The sequence below is a fragment of the Candidatus Sodalis sp. SoCistrobi genome, from assembly GCF_900143145.1.
GTDB lineage: Bacteria > Pseudomonadota > Gammaproteobacteria > Enterobacterales > Enterobacteriaceae > SoCistrobi.
The window spans coordinates 1-18568 of the sequence record NZ_FRDB01000027.1 but is presented as its reverse complement, the minus strand read 5'-3'; the positions used below and the strand labels follow the sequence as shown (position 1 = coordinate 18568).

The 18568-nt window shown below is 56.1% G+C and carries 16 protein-coding genes and 1 pseudogene; 9 read left to right on the top strand and 8 right to left on the bottom strand.

The features are described 5' to 3' along the window. Positions 1 to 396: 396 nt before the first annotated feature. Both ruvA and ruvB read left to right on the top strand, forming a co-directional pair. Entirely contained in the window at positions 397 to 1014 is a 618-nt protein-coding gene (gene ruvA, locus CINSTRO3249_RS03470) for a Holliday junction branch migration protein RuvA (protein ID WP_074012199.1), read from the top strand. 8 nt (positions 1015 to 1022) lie between these two features. Continuing rightward, positions 1023 to 2039, top strand: a complete 1017-nt coding sequence (ruvB, locus tag CINSTRO3249_RS03465) for a Holliday junction branch migration DNA helicase RuvB (protein ID WP_074012198.1) — start codon at positions 1023 to 1025, stop codon at positions 2037 to 2039. An 84-nt stretch (positions 2040 to 2123) separates the two neighbouring features. Here the strand turns inward: ruvB and znuB are convergent, their stop codons facing one another. Then, a complete protein-coding gene (gene znuB / locus CINSTRO3249_RS03460; RefSeq protein ID WP_074012197.1) occupies positions 2124 to 2909 on the bottom strand; it encodes a zinc ABC transporter permease subunit ZnuB in 786 nt (261 codons plus the stop codon). Further along, positions 2902 to 3669, bottom strand: a complete 768-nt coding sequence (gene znuC / locus CINSTRO3249_RS03455; RefSeq protein ID WP_074012196.1) for a zinc ABC transporter ATP-binding protein ZnuC — start codon at positions 3667 to 3669, stop codon at positions 2902 to 2904. The genes znuB and znuC overlap by 8 nt, the downstream gene beginning before the upstream one ends. Here znuC and znuA point away from each other — a divergent pair. From znuA to lpxM, 3 genes are all read left to right on the top strand, one after another. After that, entirely contained in the window at positions 3575 to 4714 is a 1140-nt protein-coding gene (znuA, locus tag CINSTRO3249_RS03450) for a zinc ABC transporter substrate-binding protein ZnuA (protein ID WP_371441362.1), read from the top strand. The two genes, znuC and znuA, sit on opposite strands and share 95 nt — an antisense overlap. 12 nt (positions 4715 to 4726) lie before the next feature. Next, entirely contained in the window at positions 4727 to 6052 is a 1326-nt protein-coding gene (mepM, locus tag CINSTRO3249_RS03445; protein ID WP_074012195.1) for a murein DD-endopeptidase MepM, read from the top strand. A gap of 97 nt (positions 6053 to 6149) precedes the next feature. Beyond that, a complete protein-coding gene (gene lpxM, locus CINSTRO3249_RS03440) occupies positions 6150 to 7112 on the top strand; it encodes a lauroyl-Kdo(2)-lipid IV(A) myristoyltransferase (RefSeq protein WP_074012201.1) in 963 nt (320 codons plus the stop codon). 94 nt (positions 7113 to 7206) lie between these two features. On the opposite strand, the gene CINSTRO3249_RS03435 is transcribed toward lpxM, so the two are convergent. Beyond that, a complete protein-coding gene (locus CINSTRO3249_RS03435; RefSeq protein ID WP_074012194.1) occupies positions 7207 to 8565 on the bottom strand; it encodes an Nramp family divalent metal transporter in 1359 nt (452 codons plus the stop codon). A gap of 456 nt (positions 8566 to 9021) precedes the next feature. Here CINSTRO3249_RS03435 and CINSTRO3249_RS03430 point away from each other — a divergent pair, with 456 nt between their 5' ends. Continuing rightward, complete coding sequence (locus CINSTRO3249_RS03430) at positions 9022 to 9267, top strand: hypothetical protein (RefSeq protein ID WP_125933108.1); 246 nt, start codon at positions 9022 to 9024, stop codon at positions 9265 to 9267. A gap of 123 nt (positions 9268 to 9390) precedes the next feature. On the opposite strand, the gene CINSTRO3249_RS03425 is transcribed toward CINSTRO3249_RS03430, so the two are convergent. After that, on the bottom strand, positions 9391 to 10173 hold the full coding sequence (locus CINSTRO3249_RS03425) for a DUF1460 domain-containing protein (RefSeq protein ID WP_074012192.1): 783 nt from the start codon (positions 10171 to 10173) through the stop codon (positions 9391 to 9393). A 368-nt stretch (positions 10174 to 10541) separates the two neighbouring features. On the opposite strand from CINSTRO3249_RS03425, the gene CINSTRO3249_RS03420 reads away from it, so the two are divergent. Beyond that, a complete protein-coding gene (locus CINSTRO3249_RS03420) occupies positions 10542 to 11888 on the top strand; it encodes a BUD32 family EKC/KEOPS complex subunit (protein ID WP_125933107.1) in 1347 nt (448 codons plus the stop codon). Positions 11889 to 11903: 15 nt separating this feature from the next. Here CINSTRO3249_RS03420 and pyk read toward each other — a convergent pair whose 3' ends face one another. Together pyk and CINSTRO3249_RS03410 are read right to left on the bottom strand one after the other, a co-directional pair. After that, entirely contained in the window at positions 11904 to 13346 is a 1443-nt protein-coding gene (pyk, locus tag CINSTRO3249_RS03415; protein WP_074012190.1) for a pyruvate kinase, read from the bottom strand. 168 nt (positions 13347 to 13514) lie between these two features. Further along, positions 13515 to 14373, bottom strand: a pseudogene (locus CINSTRO3249_RS03410) (MurR/RpiR family transcriptional regulator). A 324-nt stretch (positions 14374 to 14697) separates the two neighbouring features. On the opposite strand from CINSTRO3249_RS03410, the gene zwf reads away from it, so the two are divergent. Together zwf and CINSTRO3249_RS03400 are read left to right on the top strand one after the other, a co-directional pair. Continuing rightward, complete coding sequence (gene zwf / locus CINSTRO3249_RS03405) at positions 14698 to 16173, top strand: glucose-6-phosphate dehydrogenase (protein WP_074012189.1); 1476 nt, start codon at positions 14698 to 14700, stop codon at positions 16171 to 16173. Positions 16174 to 16283: 110 nt separating this feature from the next. Then, positions 16284 to 16925 carry a bifunctional 4-hydroxy-2-oxoglutarate aldolase/2-dehydro-3-deoxy-phosphogluconate aldolase gene (locus tag CINSTRO3249_RS03400; protein WP_074012188.1) on the top strand — a complete coding sequence of 214 codons (642 nt, stop codon included), beginning with the start codon at positions 16284 to 16286 and terminating at the stop codon, positions 16923 to 16925. A gap of 446 nt (positions 16926 to 17371) precedes the next feature. Here the strand turns inward: CINSTRO3249_RS03400 and CINSTRO3249_RS03395 are convergent, their stop codons facing one another. Both CINSTRO3249_RS03395 and CINSTRO3249_RS03390 read right to left on the bottom strand, forming a co-directional pair. Continuing rightward, positions 17372 to 18184: an AraC family transcriptional regulator gene (locus CINSTRO3249_RS03395; RefSeq protein ID WP_074012200.1), complete on the bottom strand. Its 813-nt coding sequence runs from the start codon at positions 18182 to 18184 to the stop codon at positions 17372 to 17374. A gap of 155 nt (positions 18185 to 18339) precedes the next feature. Beyond that, positions 18340 to 18568, bottom strand: a 229-nt coding sequence (locus CINSTRO3249_RS03390) for an integrase core domain-containing protein (protein ID WP_143146879.1), incomplete at its 5' end; no start/stop codon positions are given.

Genomic DNA, 18568 nt, shown 5'->3' with positions numbered 1-18568 from the left:
TGCTCATGCTGAGTTTCCAGCACTAGATTAACTGCCCGTTCACGGACTTCCGGAGAGTAACGTTTGGTCGTTGTCATAGAGACCTCCACTTTTAAAGTATAGACTCTAATTTATCCGGGGTGATTCATACAAGCTGTAAGCTTAAGGCAGAGTACAAACTCACCGGTAACATCCCAATGATCAGTTGGGGATCATTAACCTTTGAAAGTCAATGATCAAGATATAAGCCAGAATGCTCTGCGTATGGGCAGCGGCGGGCTGAATTTGGCGTGCGGCCGGCTGCGGTAGCGGTCGGCGGTGGCGTGTTAGCCTTCAGGCTGGATATCCATCCAGCCTTTATTATGTTATAAGCATAACCATCATAAGCAATAACCTGACGCGTAAAGGAAGGTCGAGGTGATCGGACGTCTCAGAGGCATCATTCTGGAAAAACAGCCGCCGCAGGTGCTGTTGGAAACCCATGGGGTAGGGTATGAGGTCTTTATGCCGATGACCTGTTTCTATGCCCTGCCGGAGACCGGCCAGGAGGCGGTCATCTTCACCCATTTCGTGGTGCGCGAGGACGCCCAACTGCTGTTTGGTTTTATCCATAAGCAGGAACGGGTGCTGTTTCGCGAACTGATTAAAGTGAACGGGGTCGGGCCGAAGCTGGCGCTGGCGATTTTGTCCGGTATGTCGGCGCAACAGTTTGTCAGCGCCGTGGAACGCCAGGAAATCAACGCGCTGGTGAAATTGCCCGGCGTCGGTAAAAAGACCGCGGAACGGTTGGTGGTGGAAATGAAGGACAGGTTTAAAGGCTTGTCCGGCGATCTGTTTGCGCCACAGGGTGCGGGTGAAACGCCTGCCGCCATTGATGTGCAGACCCCGCCGGTCGATCCCGAGAGTGAAGCGGTTGCCGCTCTGGTGGCGCTGGGTTATAAACCGCAGGAGGCAAGCCGGATGGTAAGCAAAGTAGCGAGCGCCGGTGCTGATTGTGAGATGCTTATCCGCGATGCGCTGCGCGCCGCGCTGTGAGGTAGAGGATGATAGAAGCCGATCGACTGATGAGTGCCGACGTGGTGACCCCGGAAGAGGTTATCGACCGCGCTATCCGCCCGAAAAAACTGGAAGACTATATCGGCCAGCCGCACGTGCGCGAGCAGATGGAGATCTTCATCCAGGCGGCGAAAATGCGCGGTGACGCGCTCGATCATCTGTTGATCTCCGGGCCGCCGGGGCTGGGTAAAACCACACTGGCGAACATTGTCGCCAATGAGATGGGGGTTAATCTGCGCACCACCTCGGGGCCGGTGCTGGAAAAAGCCGGCGATCTGGCGGCGATGCTGACCAACCTCGAACCCCATGACGTGTTATTCATCGATGAAATCCACCGACTGTCGCCGGTAGTGGAAGAAGTGCTGTATCCAGCCATGGAGGACTATCAGCTGGATATCATGATAGGCGAGGGGCCGGCCGCCCGCTCAATTAAAATCGAGCTGCCGCCGTTTACGCTGGTGGGGGCCACCACCCGCGCCGGCTCGCTGACGCCGCCGCTGCGCGATCGTTTTGGTATTGTGCAGCGGCTGGAGTTTTACCAGACGAAAGATTTGCAGCATATTGTCAGCCGCAGTGCCGCCTGCCTGGCGCTGAATATCACCGAAGGCGGCGCGCAAGAAATCGCCCGTCGGGCGCGCGGCACGCCGCGCATCGCCAACCGGCTGCTGCGTCGAGTGCGTGACTTCGCTGAAGTGCGGGCCGCGGGCCACATCACCGATGATGTGGCGGTGAGCGCGCTAAATATGCTGAATGTCGATACCGAAGGGTTCGATTTCATGGACCGCAAGCTGCTGCTGGCCATTATCGATAAATTTGTCGGTGGGCCGGTCGGGTTGGATAACCTGGCGGCGGCGATTGGCGAGGAGCGGGAGACGATAGAAGACGTGCTGGAGCCGTTTTTGATTCAGCAGGGGTTCATTCAACGCACCCCGCGCGGGCGCATCGCCACCGTCCATGCTTACCGCCACTTCGGGCTTGAGGGACACGGCGGCGATCCCGAATAACGCCGCACGGCACAGCCCCGGCCTGCGATCTATCGCGGTTTTGCCCCGCTCGGCGGCGGGGTGACCTGCGCGCGCGAACGCGGCTTATGAGCGCGTTTTCAGCGTCAGGCTGAGCAGGAACAGCACCGAGGCGCACAGCACCACGGACGGACCGGCCGGGGTATCGTAGAGCGCGGAAAACGCCAGCCCACCGGTGACCGCCAGCGCGCCGGCCAGGGTGGCAAAGACCGCCATTTGCTCCGGGCTACGCGCGCAACGGCGGGCGGCGGCGGCGGGGATAATAAGCAATGATGTAATGATCAATGCGCCGACAAATTTCATCGCCAGCCCGATGGTCAGCGCCGTGACCAGCATCAATAACAGTTTGATGCGGGGCAGGCGGATCCCGTCGACGTGGGCCAATTCAGGACTGACGGTGACGGACAACAGCGCACGCCATTGCCACAAGATAAGGGTCAATACCACCGCGACCCCGACGGCCACTAGCGCGATATCCTGCGGCGTGACCGCCAGCAAATCGCCAAACAGGTATGCCATCAGGTCTACCCGCACCCCTTGCATCAGGCTAACCACCACCAGACCCAGCGACAGCGACCCGTGCGCCAGAATGCCCAGCAGAGTGTCGATAGCCAGTTGCGGAAAGCGTTCCAGCCACACCAGTCCAAGGGCCAGGGCCAGCGTGACCGCAATCACCGCATAAAACGGATTGATGTTCAGCAATAAACCGAAAGCGACGCCCAAGAGTGAAGCGTGGGCGAGGGTATCACCAAAATACGACATCTTGCGCCAGACCACAAAGGCGCCGAGCGGACCCGCCGCCAGCGAAAGCAGCACGCCGGCACACCAGCCGGGCAGCAATAATTCAATCATGGCGGCACTCTCCGTGCGGCTGCGCGGCCGGCATCACTTCACCCTGCAAATCGTGGCGATGATTATGATGATGGCGATAAATGGCGAGCTGCGACGATTCTCGATAGCCGAACATGGCGATGAAATCCGGGTGGGCCGAGACCACTTCCGGCGTGCCGGAGCAGCAAATATGCCGATTAAGGCACAGCACTTCATCAGTTTTCGCCATCACCAGATGTAAATCGTGGGACACCATTAATACGCCGCAACCGAGCGTGCGGCGAAGGTTGTCGATTAAATCATACAGCGCCACCTGACCGTTGACGTCCACGCCTTGAGTAGGCTCGTCAAGCACCAGGAGCTGTGGCGAGTTAAGCAGGGCGCGCGCCAGCAGCACTCGCTGCATTTCCCCGCCGGACAGCTTCTGCATTGGCGCATCGCGCAACTGCTGCGCCTGCACCCGGGCGAGCGCCGGGTCAATATCGCTTTTCTTCACTCCCGGCCGCAGACGCATAAAGCGTTCAACCGTTAACGGCAGCGTGGGATCCAGATGAATTTTCTGCGGCACATAACCCATACGCAGTTTGGGCTGGCGCGTGAGGGTACCGCTGTCGGGGGCAATAAGGCCGAGCACTATGCGCACCAGTGTCGACTTACCGGCGCCGTTCGGGCCGAGCAGAGTGAGGATGTGTCCGTGGCGCAGGGTAAAAGAGATATCGTGCAGTACCGCTTTCCGGCCGAAGGCGACGGCAATGTGTTCAAGGGTTACCAAATCGGGCATGATGATTACGGTTGTTAAATTGGCGCGTTATTATAACATAACAATCCGCTTCGTTACCGATGAGTTTATTGCCATGCCCGCTTCCCTTTCCGCCGCCCTGTTGCGCCCTGTTTTCCGTATCTGCCGTCTCGCCTTGTGGGGTGCCGCATTGGGGGTCTTGGCCGGTGTGCATGCCCAGGCCGCGGTCGTCACCTCTATCCGTCCGTTGGGGTTTATCGCCGCCGCCGTTGCCGATGGCGTGATGCCGGTGGAGGTGATTTTACCCGATGGCGCCTCCCCTCATGATTATGCATTGCGACCCACGGATGCGCTGCGCTTGAAAAAAGCGGATGTATTGGTCTGGGTCGGGCCGGAGCTGGAGGCATTTTTATCCGGTCCCGCCTCCTCAATGCCCGCCAATCGCCGTATTACCCTGGCAAGCCTGCCGACCGTCACGCCGCTGTTGCAAAAAGGCGGCGAGGGAGTGCATAAAAATCATGAGCATAGCTCGGATGGCGGTCACGAACACGGTCACCACCACGGCGAATATAATATGCATCTGTGGCTGTCGCCGGCCATCGCTCAGCGCGCGGCGGCGGCAATACATGACCGTCTAGTGGAGTTAATGCCCGAAAAGAAACAACTTTTGGACGATAATCTGCGCATTTTCAACGGCGTCTTGACAAAAAATGACAAAAATATCGCTACAATGCTGGCACCCGTTCGCGCTAAAGGGTATTACGTATTCCACGATGCGTATGGGTATTTTGAAACATACTATGGCCTGACGCCGTTAGGATATTTCACTGTCAATCCCGAAATACAGCCCGGCGCGCAGGCTTTACATAACATCAGAACACAGTTGGTTGAGCAAAAAGCGACCTGTATTTTTGCTGAGCCACAATTCAGGCCAGCCGTTATCAACGCCGTCGCCCGCGGGACAAACGTGCATATAGGCACCCTGGACCCGCTGGGAATAGGTATCGCTTTGGACAAGGAAAGCTACGCGCGCTTCCTGTTGCAACTGTCGAACCAGTACGTGAGCTGCCTGGAAAAGAACACATGAGGATAGTCATTAGTGCAGCAGATAGCCCGCTCTTTCGCCCTGGCGTTTAATCATCTGCCGCGACCCCACCGCGTCATGCTGGGGTCGTTAACCATCGTCACACTGGCCGTCGCCGTTTGGCGACCTTATATTTATTCCCCGGTAGTGGAACAGCCCAACAGCCGTATCATCCCGCTGGAAGACCACCAATTGCGCGAGCTGACCCCCGAGGCCAGTGAACCCCTCGACCAGACTACCCCGGACAGCGACGAAGATATCCCCAAGGATGAGCTGGACGAACGCGTGGAAGGGGAGGCCGGCGTGCATGAATATGTTATCTCCACCGGCGATACCCTTAGCAGCGTCCTCACCCAGTACGGCATTGATATTGCCGACGTTACCGCGCTGGCCCGGCAAAATCCCGCGTTGCGCAATCTGAAGATAGGCCAGTCCCTCTCCTGGACGCTGACCGCCGATGGCGACCTGCAGCGCCTGACCTGGGATGTTTCCCGCCGCGAGACGCGCACCTATGACCGCATTGACGGCGGCTTTAAGGAAAGTATCGCCAATATGACCGGCGAGTGGCGCAATACGACCCTGACCGGCCAGCTCGACGGCAGTTTTGTCACCAGCGCCCGCGCCGCTGGCCTGACCGGCGGCGATATCAACGCGGTGATTAAAGCCCTGCAGTGGCAGCTGGATTTTCGCAAGCTGCGTAAAGGCGATCAGTTCTCGGTTCTGACCTCAAGGGAGATGCTGGACGGCAAGAGCGCCCAAAGCCAATTACTCGGCGTGCGCTTGCGTACCGGCGGCAAGGATTATTACGCCTTTCGCGCCGAGGACGGTAAATTCTATAACCGCGATGCCGCCGGGCTGGCCCGGGGTTTTATGCGTTTTCCTACCGTGAAACAATTCCGCGTCTCCTCCAATTTCAACCCGCGCCGGCTTAACCCCGTTACCGGGCGCATTGCGCCGCATCGCGGCGTCGATTTCGCCGTGCCGGTCGGCACGCCGGTGCTGGCGGTAGGCGACGGCGAGGTGATGGTCAGCAAACGCGATGGCGCCGCCGGTAACTATGTGGCTATCCGTCACGGTCGTCAGTATATGACCCGCTATATGCACCTGAAAAAACTGCTGGTGAAACCGGGACAGAAAGTGAAGCGCGGCGATCGTATCGCCTTGTCCGGCAATACCGGCCGCTTCACCGGCCCCCATCTGCATTATGAGGTGTGGATCAACCAGCAGGCGGTCAATCCGCTGACCGCTAAACTGCCGCGCACCGAAGGTCTGACCGGCCGCGATCGCGCCGAGTATCTCGCCCAGGTCAAACAAATGCTGCCCCAGCTGCAGTTAAATTGATATGACGCCCTCAGCAGCCGATCCTGCATCGGCTGCTTTTTTTCTTTATAATGCGGTCAACCGCAACATGGGCGCGTTTAACAGCAGTGAGAAAGGCATGGAAAAGACAAAAAAGGGACAGACAGAGTTCATCCCAACCTTCAAAAGCGCATTTTATGCGCCACGTTACTGGGGCGTATGGCTGGGAATAGGCGCTATTGCCGCAGCCGCCTGGATCCCAGCGCGGCTGCGCGATCCCGTTCTGGGGGCGCTGGGCCGGGCGGTCGGCCGCGTTGCCCACAAAGCGCGTTTTCGCGCCCAGGTCAACCTGGCCTACTGCCTGCCGGAAATCGACACGCCGCAGCGGGAAACCATCATTGACGACATGTTCGCCTGTGTCACACAGTCCACCATTCTGATGGCCGAACTGGCCTGCCGCGATCCCAGGCGGGTCCTGGCGCGGGTGCGTTGGCACGGCGATGGATTGATCCAGCGCCTGCAGGAAGAGGAGCGCAATGTCATCTTTTTGGTGCCTCACGGCTGGGCAGTGGACGTGCCGGCGATGCTGATGGCGGCGCGCGGCCAGAAAATGGCGGCCATGTTCCATAATCAGCGCAATGAGCTGGTGGATTACATGTGGAACCGCGTGCGGCGCAGGTTCGGTGGTCGTATGCACGCCCGCAATGATGGCATCAAACCTTTTATCAGCTCCGTGCGTCAAGGTTATTGGGGCTATTATCTGCCGGATCAGGACCACGGCGCTGAGCACAGTGAATTTGTCGATTTTTTTGCCACCTACAAAGCGACGCTGCCGGCTATCGGCCGCCTGATGAAAGTCTGCCGCGCTACCGTCGTGCCGTTATTCCCGGTCTATGACGGCAACACCAGCCTGCTGCATATCCATCTTCTGCCGCCGATGGCGGATCTCACGGACGCCGATGAGGCCACCGTGGCGCGGCGTATGAATGAAGCGGTGGAAACACTGGTGCGCCCGAATCCAGAGCAATACACCTGGGTGCTGAAACTCCTTAAAACCCGCAAGCCCGGCGATCCCAACCCCTATAAACGGCCGTCGCGCTGAGGGCTATCCTAGGCCGTCCGCCGCTGCCCGCGGGCGGCCGCTGCGCCTGCGCGCACCCGGCGGCCGGGCGGTGGCCCGCCGGTTGCGCTGTTGCTCAATTAAACAGCATACGCACTGTTTCAATGATGAGTTGAATATTCAATACCAGCAATATCGCGGTCGCCAGCCAGCCGAGGACAATAAACGGCGGGCAATTGACAAATTTGCCCATGCGCTTTTTAGACGACGTTAAATACAGCAAGGGCACCATAGAAATCGGCAGGGCGATGCTCAAAAAGACCTGGGTGTAGACCAGCAACTTCTCAACCACATCTCCTTTATCTCCCCACCAATAGATACACGCTACCACCGGCATAATGGCAATCAGGCGGGTAATCATGCGCCGCTGCCACAGCGGCAGACGGAAATTGATGAAGCCTTCCATAACGATTTGCCCGGTCAAGGTCCCCGTGATGGTGGCATTCTGACCTGACGCCAGCAGCGCGACCGCAAACAAGGTGGCCAGGGTAGAGCTGGCAATGGCGCCGACCATAGCGCTATCTTGCAGGGCGTCGTACAGCTGGGCGAAGCGGCCGATATCATCCGGGTTTTTGCCGAAAAACAGCGCGGCACCAAGAATAAGAAGCAGGCAATTGATAATGAATGAGAAGCCTAGTTGCACATTGGAATCTATGGTGGCATAGCGGATCGCTTCTTTCAGTGCCCGTTCATCGCTGCGATCGTATTGACGCGATTGCACAATGGAAGAGTGCAGGTATAAATTATGCGGCATCACCGTGGCGCCGACGATACCCAGCGCGATAAAGAAAGCGGAATCGCCGCCCGCCACCTTTGCGGTGAGGATATCGCTTTGCGGGATGAACGCGCGTACGATTTGGCCGAGATCGGGGTTGGCCAGTGCCACCTCATAGGCAAAAATAACAAAAATAGTGGCGATCAAAGTAAAAACCAGCGCCTCAATTTTTCGGATGCCGAATTTCATCAAGGCCAACAGCAGAAAAACGTCCAGCACGGTAATAATCACCCCGAGCAATAGCGTGATCTTGAAAAGCAGATTCAAAGCGATGGCGCTACCGATAACCTCGGCGATTTCCGTTGCGATAATCGCTAATTCGGTGGTGATCCATAGCACGACGGCGGTGCGTTTGCCGACCAGGGCTTTCGTGGCCTGCGCTAAATCCATCCCCGTCACAATGCCCAGTTTGGCGCACATCACCTGCAGCAACATGGCAATAAGACTGGAAATCAAAATCACCGACAGCAGAAGATAACTATACAGCGCCCCCCCCCCCTGAATAGAGGTAATCCAGTTACCGGGATCCATATAGCCTACCGCGACCAACGCGCCGGGCCCGGAAAAAGCGAACAGTTTCCTAAAAAAACTGCCTTTTCCCCTAGGGACGGGAATGGTCCCGTTGATTTCTTCCAGACTGTTTTTTCTGACTATTTCCATCTTTTATTTCAAATTGACCGAGAGCGGTAACAAAAAAAGATTTTATTATGAGTGGGAATGAGATTCATTATCAATTGAGGGCTCGTTGAGTCCCGGTTTACTTCAGGCAGGCACGATCCTGCACATAGCGCGCCGCTGGTGGCGTCACCATCAGTCGCTCAAGCAATGATCTGCCACGGGCAGGGCTGCCCGACTCGGGGGTATCCCTATCGCGGCGTCGGTGAACGTAGGCAATAATCGCGTATTTGGCAGCAAATAATAACGGGTGTGCGGGGAAGGGGGCGGAATTATCCGAGGCTGTTTAAAGCGGGTTGAACTTGTTGCTTAACGAGGGGCATTTACGGCCAGGACGGCGCCGGCGGGCGTCTTTCCTCCTCTCGGCGCTAAGCCGCCATGGCATGGCAGTTGTAGCCCTGCGTCCCGGTCCAAGATGTCGTACTGCGCCGCGACATCAACGTGGCAGCGGCACCCATGCTGGCTGCGTCCCGGCTAGCGGCGGGGTCGCAGCAAGACGCCGCCGGTAGCGATAACCGCATCGCCGCCGGTAGCGATAACCGCATCGCCGCCGGTAGCGATAACCGCATCGCTGCCGGTAGCGATAACCGCATCGCTGCCGACAGTGATAACCGCATCGCCGCCGGTAGCGATAACCGCATCGCTGCCGACAGTGATAACCGCATCGCCGCGGCTGGCTCAGTCTGACTGGAAAAGAGGATCCGCCGCAGAAAGGGGGCTAAGACCATGGAGGACGCATTGGCATAGGCCACTGGCGCCAGCGTCGGCCTCTCGGCATGAGCTCACCCGAGCAGGATGGCGCGACAGCGTTTACAATGCGCGCAACACCACGATACCGGGTTTGTTGTGCATGTAGTCCATAAAAGGGGTGTCAACCACTTTGCGGTTGCGCTGCAAAGACGAGGCATTACGATAATAGAGCTGATCCCCTATGCGGATGGCGATGCCCACATGGGAAACATCAAGCCCGTTCAGTTTGGAATATATGCCGATATAGTCGCCTGAATGGATCGCATCAAGCGCGCTCTGATCCAACGCGTTGGCAGGAATGTAGGTGATGTCCCGCTCGAAAATACCGATTGCGGGAATGAATCGACCGACGTCTGCTTTTAGATTCAGTTGCTTATGGACCACCACGGCCTTGGGACTGATTTGCGCGGTCACGTCCAGCGCATTTCGCGGTTGACTGGCAAACCAATCCGAGAAGAAATGTTTGCGGTTAACAAAGGACACCTTGCCCTTTTTGTAACGGGTTTTCACTAGACGATCGAGAAAATCCGCCTTGCTTGCCGACTGGCTCAACGCGTGCACGTAATCCAGCAGCGTGAAGCAATCGACGCCGTTGAAATCGACCACCAACTTTTCGGGCACGGTCGCTGAGCCAATTAACGTATTGGCTTGATAGGGCGTGCCGAGAAAAGACTGTGATACCTGTTCAATTAATTCCCCTCGACCTTGCTGTGCCTGTGTTTGCACATCATTAATGATATGCTGCGCTTTCGTGGCGCTAATCGCATCCATGGCCACCGGGTATTTTTTGGGTGAACATGCCGATAATAGCAGGCATAAAGGAATGAACAGATATTGACGCATGGTAATTTCCTTAAAGCGGTAAGCGAGAACAAAGTTGAAGGGAATTACCGCTCGATGTCAAAAGTAACCTGAATTCTGTTGTTGTTTCATTTATATCTTTGCTAAAAAAACCAATGGTGTCGGCGATGATTATTATCGAGATCATTTATTTACTCTTTTACCGTTATTATCGCTGTGCTCTAAGATCAATATCGTAGACTGTAGCCGGACGTTTATTCATCGGTGGGCGTAAGCTGCCGGGCTGAGCCGCTTTACCGCTAAGCAAAGGCACCCTTGGGTAAACCGACGGCATAGCTGAAGCTTTTAGCGGTTTTACGCCACCGCATTGAGGATTATTATGGGCGCAGTCGCGCATCTGGGGAGGTGTTATGGGAGGATCGCATATCACGCTGGCTACCCGCGGTAATACGGCCAGGATATCGCGTGAACGGATAGAGGATTTAATGACATCTGAGGATGGCCAGTGTATTTTCAGTGCCCGGGCGAAATTTACCGACTTTTGCCGACGTATTTTCTCGGGTAAAAGTAAAATTGAGGATTATAAGCACATTCACCAATTGCTATGTTATGACAACCCCAAATCCTTATGGGATGAAACGATAGAGAGTCATTGGCGACCGCTTTTTGGTCTCATGAAAATGATGGATCACAGCAGGGCGGAGCATAGACAGCATTACCGCATCGCGTGGCAAAATAATGGGTTTGAGGTTAATACGCTTACGCTTATGTATGCCGGAAAACCTATTACCAGGACGATATTTAATCAGCAGGAAATTGAATTTCTCAAAAAACGGCTCTTTAACGAACATAATGGGGAAATCATCTTGCGTGTTGCCAGCACCGGGACTGATAAAGAACGCTACGCGAGCGCGTTTTTACACCACTATGAGCGCTTTAAACAGCACAGGGCCAAATCGGCATCTGAAACTGGGCCAGCGGCCCGGTCATCCGGTAGCGTCACGGCGGCGTCTTCTGCTTTCCCGACGCAGACGGCACGAGCCCTGTCAGCGGGAGACGACAATGACATCGCTGCTATTGACCGCTTTTTGGGGCAAATAAAAGGGAAATCCATCAATCTACACGTCATTGCCAAAGGGAAAGAGATTGGGCGGGGATCCTATGGGTCGGCCTATAAAATTGGCCCGTTTGTGGTGAAAATTCCCCGCAACAAAGATAAGGTCTGGATCAATTTTTCGGCGCTGCCCAACGCCCATCCTATACGTACCCAATATTACCTTAACAGGGCCAATGATGAGCCTGATTTTGCCCGCGCCGGGGTAATGACTAACAAACATGGCGATTCTGTCGATGTGCTGGTCACGAGATTTATCGCCGGCAGTACCTTGGAAGACCTGTTCGATGAAGTGGAAGGGGATGCGCTGCGCACCAAGGCGCTGCTGCAGCTTAATGCGCGCGGGTTGTTTATGCATGACGCCGACGTGATAGGCAATATTTTGGTAGATGAAGGCGGGCGAATCTATTTCATCGATGCCGATCAAATGGTCATTGCCCACCATCAGCGGCTAACGCGCGCGCCCTCCTTTGCCACCGAGGAGTTGGAAGAGGTGCTGGAAATCTATTATCAGGCTATGGCAAAACGCGCGCTGAAACGCGGTAAACGCAATAATGACTTTTTGCGGCGGCTGTCAGCGCTGCGCGCGATGCGCGCGCGACCCACCACAATAGGCATAACGGCCGCCGGGAGCGGCCCGTGATGCGTTGGTAGGCGATTATTCCACGCGCAGAATGCGGCTGGTGTTGGTGGTGCCCACCATGTCCATGACGTCACCCTGCGTGATAATCACCAGGTCTCCCGACACCAGGAAGCCTTTATCGCGCAGCAGATTGGTGGCATGGGTGGCCGCCGCCACGCCTTCACCGTCGCCATCAAAGTAGACCGGCGTCACGCCGCGATAGAGCGCGGTCAGATTCAGGGTATGTTCGTGGCGCGAGAGGGCAAAAATCGGCAGACCCGAGCTGATACGCGACATCATGAGCGCGGTGCGGCCCGATTCCGTCATTGAAATAATGGCGGTAATGCCTTTCAGATGGTTGGCGGCGTACATCGCCGACATAGCGATGGCTTCTTCGATATTATCAAATTGCACGTCCAGCCGATGTTTGGACACATTGATGCTGGGAATTTTCTCCGCACCCAGGCAGACGCTGGCCATGGCGGCCAACGTTTCGGCGGGATATTGTCCTGCGGCGGTCTCGGCCGAGAGCATAACCGCATCGGTGCCGTCGAGCACCGCGTTGGCGACGTCCATGACTTCGGCCCGCGTCGGCATCGGATTGGTTATCATCGACTCCATCATTTGCGTGGCGGTGATGACGGCGCGATTAAGCGTACGGGCGCGGCGGATCAGTTTCTTTTGGATACCCACCAGTTCCGGGTCGCCGATTTCAACCCCTAAATCACCGCGGGCGACCATCACCACATCGGAAGCGAGAATGATATCGTCCATCGCTTCATCGGTCGACACGGCTTCGGCGCGCTCGACTTTCGAGACGATTTTGGCATAGCTGCCCGCGTCACGAGCCAGACGGCGGGCATAATTAAGATCTTCACCGGTGCGCGGAAAAGACACCGCCAGATAATCGACGCCGATTCGGGCGGCGGTAATGATGTCGGCTTTGTCTTTCTCGGTCAGCGCTTCGGCGGACAGACCGCCGCCGAGCTTGTTGATGCCCTTGTTGTTGGACAGCGGGCCGCCCACCGTCACCTCGGTGTAAACCCGGATACCCTGAACCTCGAGCACCTTGAGCTGCACGCGCCCATCATCAAGCAGCAGGATATCGCCAGGGACCACGTCGTCGGGCAAGCCCTTATAATCGATGCCCACCCGTTCGCGGTCACCCTCGCCGCGGCCGAGTGAGGCATCCAGCAGGAATTTGTCGCCGACGTTCAGGAAAATTTTCCCTTCACGAAACGTCGAAACGCGGATTTTAGGCCCCTGCAAATCGCCGAGTATCGCCACGTGCCGGCCGAGCCGGGCCGAGATTTCGCGCACTTTCTGCGCGCGCAAGAGATGATCTTCTGCGCTGCCGTGTGAAAAGTTAAGCCGTACAACGTTGGCGCCGGCGGCGATCACTTTTTCGAGATTATTATCGCGATCGGTGGCGGGGCCGAGGGTTGTAACAATTTTGGTTCTTCTTAGCCGTCTGGACATGGATAACTCCGTTGACTTGGGCAATGGTGTTGTTGCAACAAAAAGACTGCTCCGGCGGGGCGCCAGACATTTGACCGGTCCCCGCGCCGGGTAATCCCTGCTGGTAAAAGCCTTACCGCGACGGCCCGACCGCCGCGCAAGGCACGAAGGTTTCCCTGGGGGCCTTCGTTAAAGTCCTAATTCCGTTTTATCAAAGCGCGATTCTTTCAGGGCGTCCTTGACGCGTTTCAAGTTATCCCGGAATTTTGCGCCGCGCCGCAGCGTAAAGCCGGTTGCCAGGACATCGATCACGGTCAATTGCGCCAGACGCGATGTCATCGGCATAAACATATCGGTGTCCTCCGGCACATCCAGCGCCAGGGTCAGTGAGGCCTCCAGCGCCAGCGGCGAACGAGGCGAGGTAATGGCGATAACCGTCGCATCATTCTCCCTCGCCAGCGCCGAGAGTTCTACCAGCATTTTGGTGCGCCCGGTATGAGAAATCAGCACCACGACATCGCCTTCGCTGGAATTCATGCAGCTCATGCGCTGTAGGACGATATCCTCCGAGTAAACCACCGGGATATTAAAACGGAAAAATTTATTCATCGCATCATGCGCCACCGCCGCCGAGGCGCCAAGGCCAAAAAAGGAAATCTTTTTGGCCTGGGTAAGCAGGTCCACCGCCCGATTGACCGCGGCGATGTCCAGACTGTTCTTCACCTGCTCCAGACTGGCCATGGCCGACTCGAAGATTTTATGGGTATAGGAATCCACGCTATCATCTTCATCCACATTGCGGTTTACATACGGCGTCCCATTCGCCAGGACTTTGAGCGAGATGCAATTTAAAATCAGGATAGCCCTTGCTTCCTAAACGGCGGCAAAAACGGTTGACGGTTGGTTCGCTAACGTCGGCCGTACGGGCGAGGATGGCGATGCTGGAATGGATGGCGGTTTGAGGGGAGAGCAGGATGACTTCCGCGACCTTACGTTCGGATTTACTCAGTAACTCCAGATGAGTATTGATCTTTTCCAGCATGTTCATAAGTGTATAGCTCATGGATTTTGCCGATTTCACACAAAGGGGAAATCATTACCGATTTAATGAAATATACTACGAGCCGGTAGTCAAAGGCAGCGAAACCGGGAGCCCCGTCGTGTTTTTTGCCAGAGTATGACCTGTGTCTAACTTTCAAAGCGGTAAGACAACCACAATGTTGTTAATTAATTACACTTTGGAAAACAAAGGCGGGTATAATTGCCAAAAAAAACGGGGCTGATACGTTATTTTTGACGTTTTAGCGGTCGATGTCAAAAAAAATACCCTAACGATGTAATAAAATTACAAATCCTGCACGAGGAGAAGAACATGGCGGTAACATCCATAGCCCAGGCCTGTGATCTGGTCATTTTTGGCGCGAAAGGCGATCTGGCGCGGCGTAAGTTGCTGCCCTCGTTGTATCAGTTGGAAAAAGCAGGTTCCCTACATCCAGAAACCCGTATCATCGGCGTTGGTCGGGCGGACTGGGACGTCAAGGCCTATACCAAGGTAGTGCGTGGAGCGCTGGAAACCTTTATGAAGGAGCCGATTGACGACAAGTTATGGAAAACCCTGAGCGGCCGATTGGATTTTTGCAATCTGGATGTGGATGAAACCAAGCAGTTCAGCCGGTTGGGTGAAAAACTGGACCAGCAGGCCCGGGTAACGGTGAACTATTTTGCCATGCCGCCAAACACTTTTGGTGCTATCTGCAAGGGCCTGGGTGAGGCGAAGCTGAATAGTGAACCGAGCCGCGTCGTGATGGAGAAACCGTTGGGTACCGACTTGGCGTCTTCGCGGGTGATAAACGATCAGGTTGCGGAATATTTCAACGAAAGTCAGGTTTACCGCATTGACCATTATCTGGGCAAAGAGACGGTATTGAACCTGCTGGCGCTGCGCTTTGCCAATTCACTGTTCGCCTCCAATTGGGATAACCGTACCATCGATCATGTGCAGATTACCGTGGCCGAGGAAGTCGGCATCGAAGGCCGCTGGGGTTATTTCGACAAAGCCGGTCAGATGCGCGACATGATCCAAAGCCACCTGTTGCAAATCCTGACCATGATTGCCATGTCGCCGCCGTCGGATTTGACCACCGATCGTATCCGTGACGAGAAAGTGAAAGTGTTGCGCTCGCTGCGCCCCATCGATCACAGCAATGTGCGTGATACTACGGTGCGCGGTCAATACACCGGCGGTTTCGTGCAGGGGAAGAAGGTGCCCGGTTATTTGGAAGAAGAGGGCGCCAATAAAAATAGCCGCACCGAAACCTTCGTTTCCCTCCGCGTCGATATCGATAACTGGCGCTGGGCGGGGGTGCCGTTTTATCTGCGGACCGGCAAACGGTTGCCGACCAAATGTTCTGAAGTGGTGGTTTATTTCAAAAATCCGGCGCTTAACCTGTTCCGGGATTCCTATCAGCAGCTGCCGCAGAACAAATTGACCATCCGTCTGCAGCCGGATGAGGGCATGGATATCCAGATCCTGAACAAGGTGCCGGGTTTGGATCATAAACATCGTCTGCAGACCACCAAATTGGATTTAAGCTTTACCGAAACCTTTAATCAAGAGCATTTGGCCGATGCCTATGAACGGCTGCTGCTGGAAACCATGCGCGGTATTCAGGCGCTTTTTGTCCGCCGTGACGAAGTGGAAGAAGCCTGGAAATGGGTCGATTCGATTATGGAAGCCTGGGAGGCGGATAATGACGCGCCCAAACCTTATCAGGCCGGTACTTGGGGGCCGGTCGCCTCCGTCGCGATGATTACCCGCGACGGAAGGTCGTGGAACGAGTTCGAGTAACCGACGGCATCAAACCGCCGTCAGGGCAGGTTCCGCGCCCCTATTTTCAGCCGTGCGCCCACGCGCGCGGCAGGGTGATTTTATTGAAGGTAAACAGGAGTCAGCAAGACATGAATAACTGGAAAACCAGCGCGGAAACTATCCTGACCTCCGGGCCGGTCGTGCCCGTCATCGTCATTCAGAAACTTGAGCATGCGGTCCCGCTGGCGAAAGCGCTGGTGGCCGGCGGCGTGAAAGTCCTGGAAGTGACGCTGCGTACGCCCTGCGCCATGGACGCTATCCGCGCCATTGCCAAAGAAGTACCCGACGCCATTATTGGCGCCGGCATGGTGACGAATGCGGAACAGCTCGCCGAGGTGACGGCCGCCGGTGCGCAGTTTGCCATCAGCCCCGGCCTGACTGAGCCGTTATTGAAAGCCGCCACCGCCGGTTCGATTCCGTTAATTCCCGGCATTAGCACCGTATCGGAGCTGATGCTGGGTATGGATTATGGTCTGCGCGAGTTCAAATTTTTCCCGGCTGAAGCCAACGGCGGCGTGAAAGCGCTGCAGGCGATTGCCGGTCCGTTCTCCCAGGTGCGTTTTTGCCCAACCGGCGGCATCTCACCGGCCAACTACCGTGATTATTTGGCGCTGAAAAGCGTGCTGTGCATCGGTGGCTCCTGGCTGGTGCCGAATGAGGCGCTGGAGCAGGGCGATTATGCCCGCATAACCCAATTGGCCAAAGACGCCGTTGCCGGCGCGAAATCCTAACCACGCCTGCTCATCACGCCGGCGAGAGCCTGTCCGGCAAGCATGGCCACTGACCACCGCGCCGATCCTGGCGCGGTTTTTTTTGCCCGCAGGCTCGGGGGCGCCTTGGTGCCGACACCCCGACGGCCAGTCAGGATGGCCCGCAAGGGTGGTCAGAAAGAGAGGGCCACAAAGAGAGGATCACTAAGAGAGCGCAAGTACCGCAGCGATTTACGCTTTTCTCACCCTCACCGCCCGTGTTTTCTCAGGCGAATGCCTTCACCGTGAGCGCGTAGCGGCGTCGTTACGACAGGTGCTTAAGCCCAAGCGGCGCCATGATTGCGCCGTCACGGCCCGCGTTATTTCCAACCCGCGCCATCATTGCGCTATGGCGAACATGTCCACGCGATCGCCTGATGCAGCCGCCTGCGCCAGTGGTTGATCAACGAACCTTTCATCGGGTGCGTTTAGATGTCGCCGTCGGGCAGCACCGTGTCCTGCTGCCGTTCGTCAGCAAAATACTGCCCGGGTGGTTTGCCCAACGCTTTTTTGAACATGGTGATAAAAGCCGAGGGAGAGTCATAGCCCAGATTTTCCGCCACCCGCTGTACGCGGGTGCCTGAGGCCAACTCCCGAATGGCAATAATAAGCTGTAATCGTTGTCGCCAGCGACCAAAGGTCATGCCGGTTTCTTTGATAAATAGTCTGGCAAGCGATCGTTCACTCATGCCGACCAGGCTGGCCCATGCAGGTAGCGTGCGGCGCTCGGCGGGTGACTGGTTTAGGGTATCGGTGATGCGTCGAATGCGCGGATGGGAAGAAAAGGGCAGTGCAAGGTTTTCCACAGGCATCGTGCCTAATAGCTCCAGCATGACGATGGCGAGGCGTCCGGTGGGTGAGTCAGGCGCATAATCGCCCGGTAGCTCGGCCAAATGCAATATCAGCTGTTGCAGCAGCGGTGAAATAAATAAGGTACAGCTTCGTGCCGGTAACCCCGGAAAAGCGGGCTCCACAAACACGAAGCAGAAGCGGGCATTGACGGTAGCGCGATTACTGTGCGGCGTATCGCCCGGGATCCACACCGCGCAATGGGGCGGTACCATCAACAGTGCATCAGTCAGTTCGCAGGTGATACCGCCGTGCAGCGCCATGATCAATTGCCCTTTGCGATGCTGATGAAAAGGGGTTTCCATCGCGCTCTGCATGGCATCCAGACGCATCGCCGTCGCCAGATTGCGGTCCTGGTCGGGGTCATAATGAGTGAGAGGCGCTGGTAGCATGGCAAATTGACCGTTTATCACAATTTTCCGTCATTTTATCTCAATTTTTTCACCGCGCAAGACGGTAAAGTAGCCGTGCATTTATGACAGCAGGAGTCACGGTTTTAGTGAATACTGAATAACCCCGAGTTTATTAGAGAGTAATTTTGGCAATACTACGCCGCTTCCTCTGATGCTAATTGCAAAGCGTAATAGTTCATTTCGGCTTCAGTAGGAGGGATGTAACCCAGCCGCCCGAGCAGCCTTCTGTTGTTGTACCAGTCCACCCAGTCCAGCGTGGCCAACTCCACTTCCGTCCGGTTTTTCCAGCTCCCGCGGTGGATAACCTCCGTTTTGTACAACCCGTTGATACTCTCTGCCATCGCATTATCGTAGGAGTCGCCG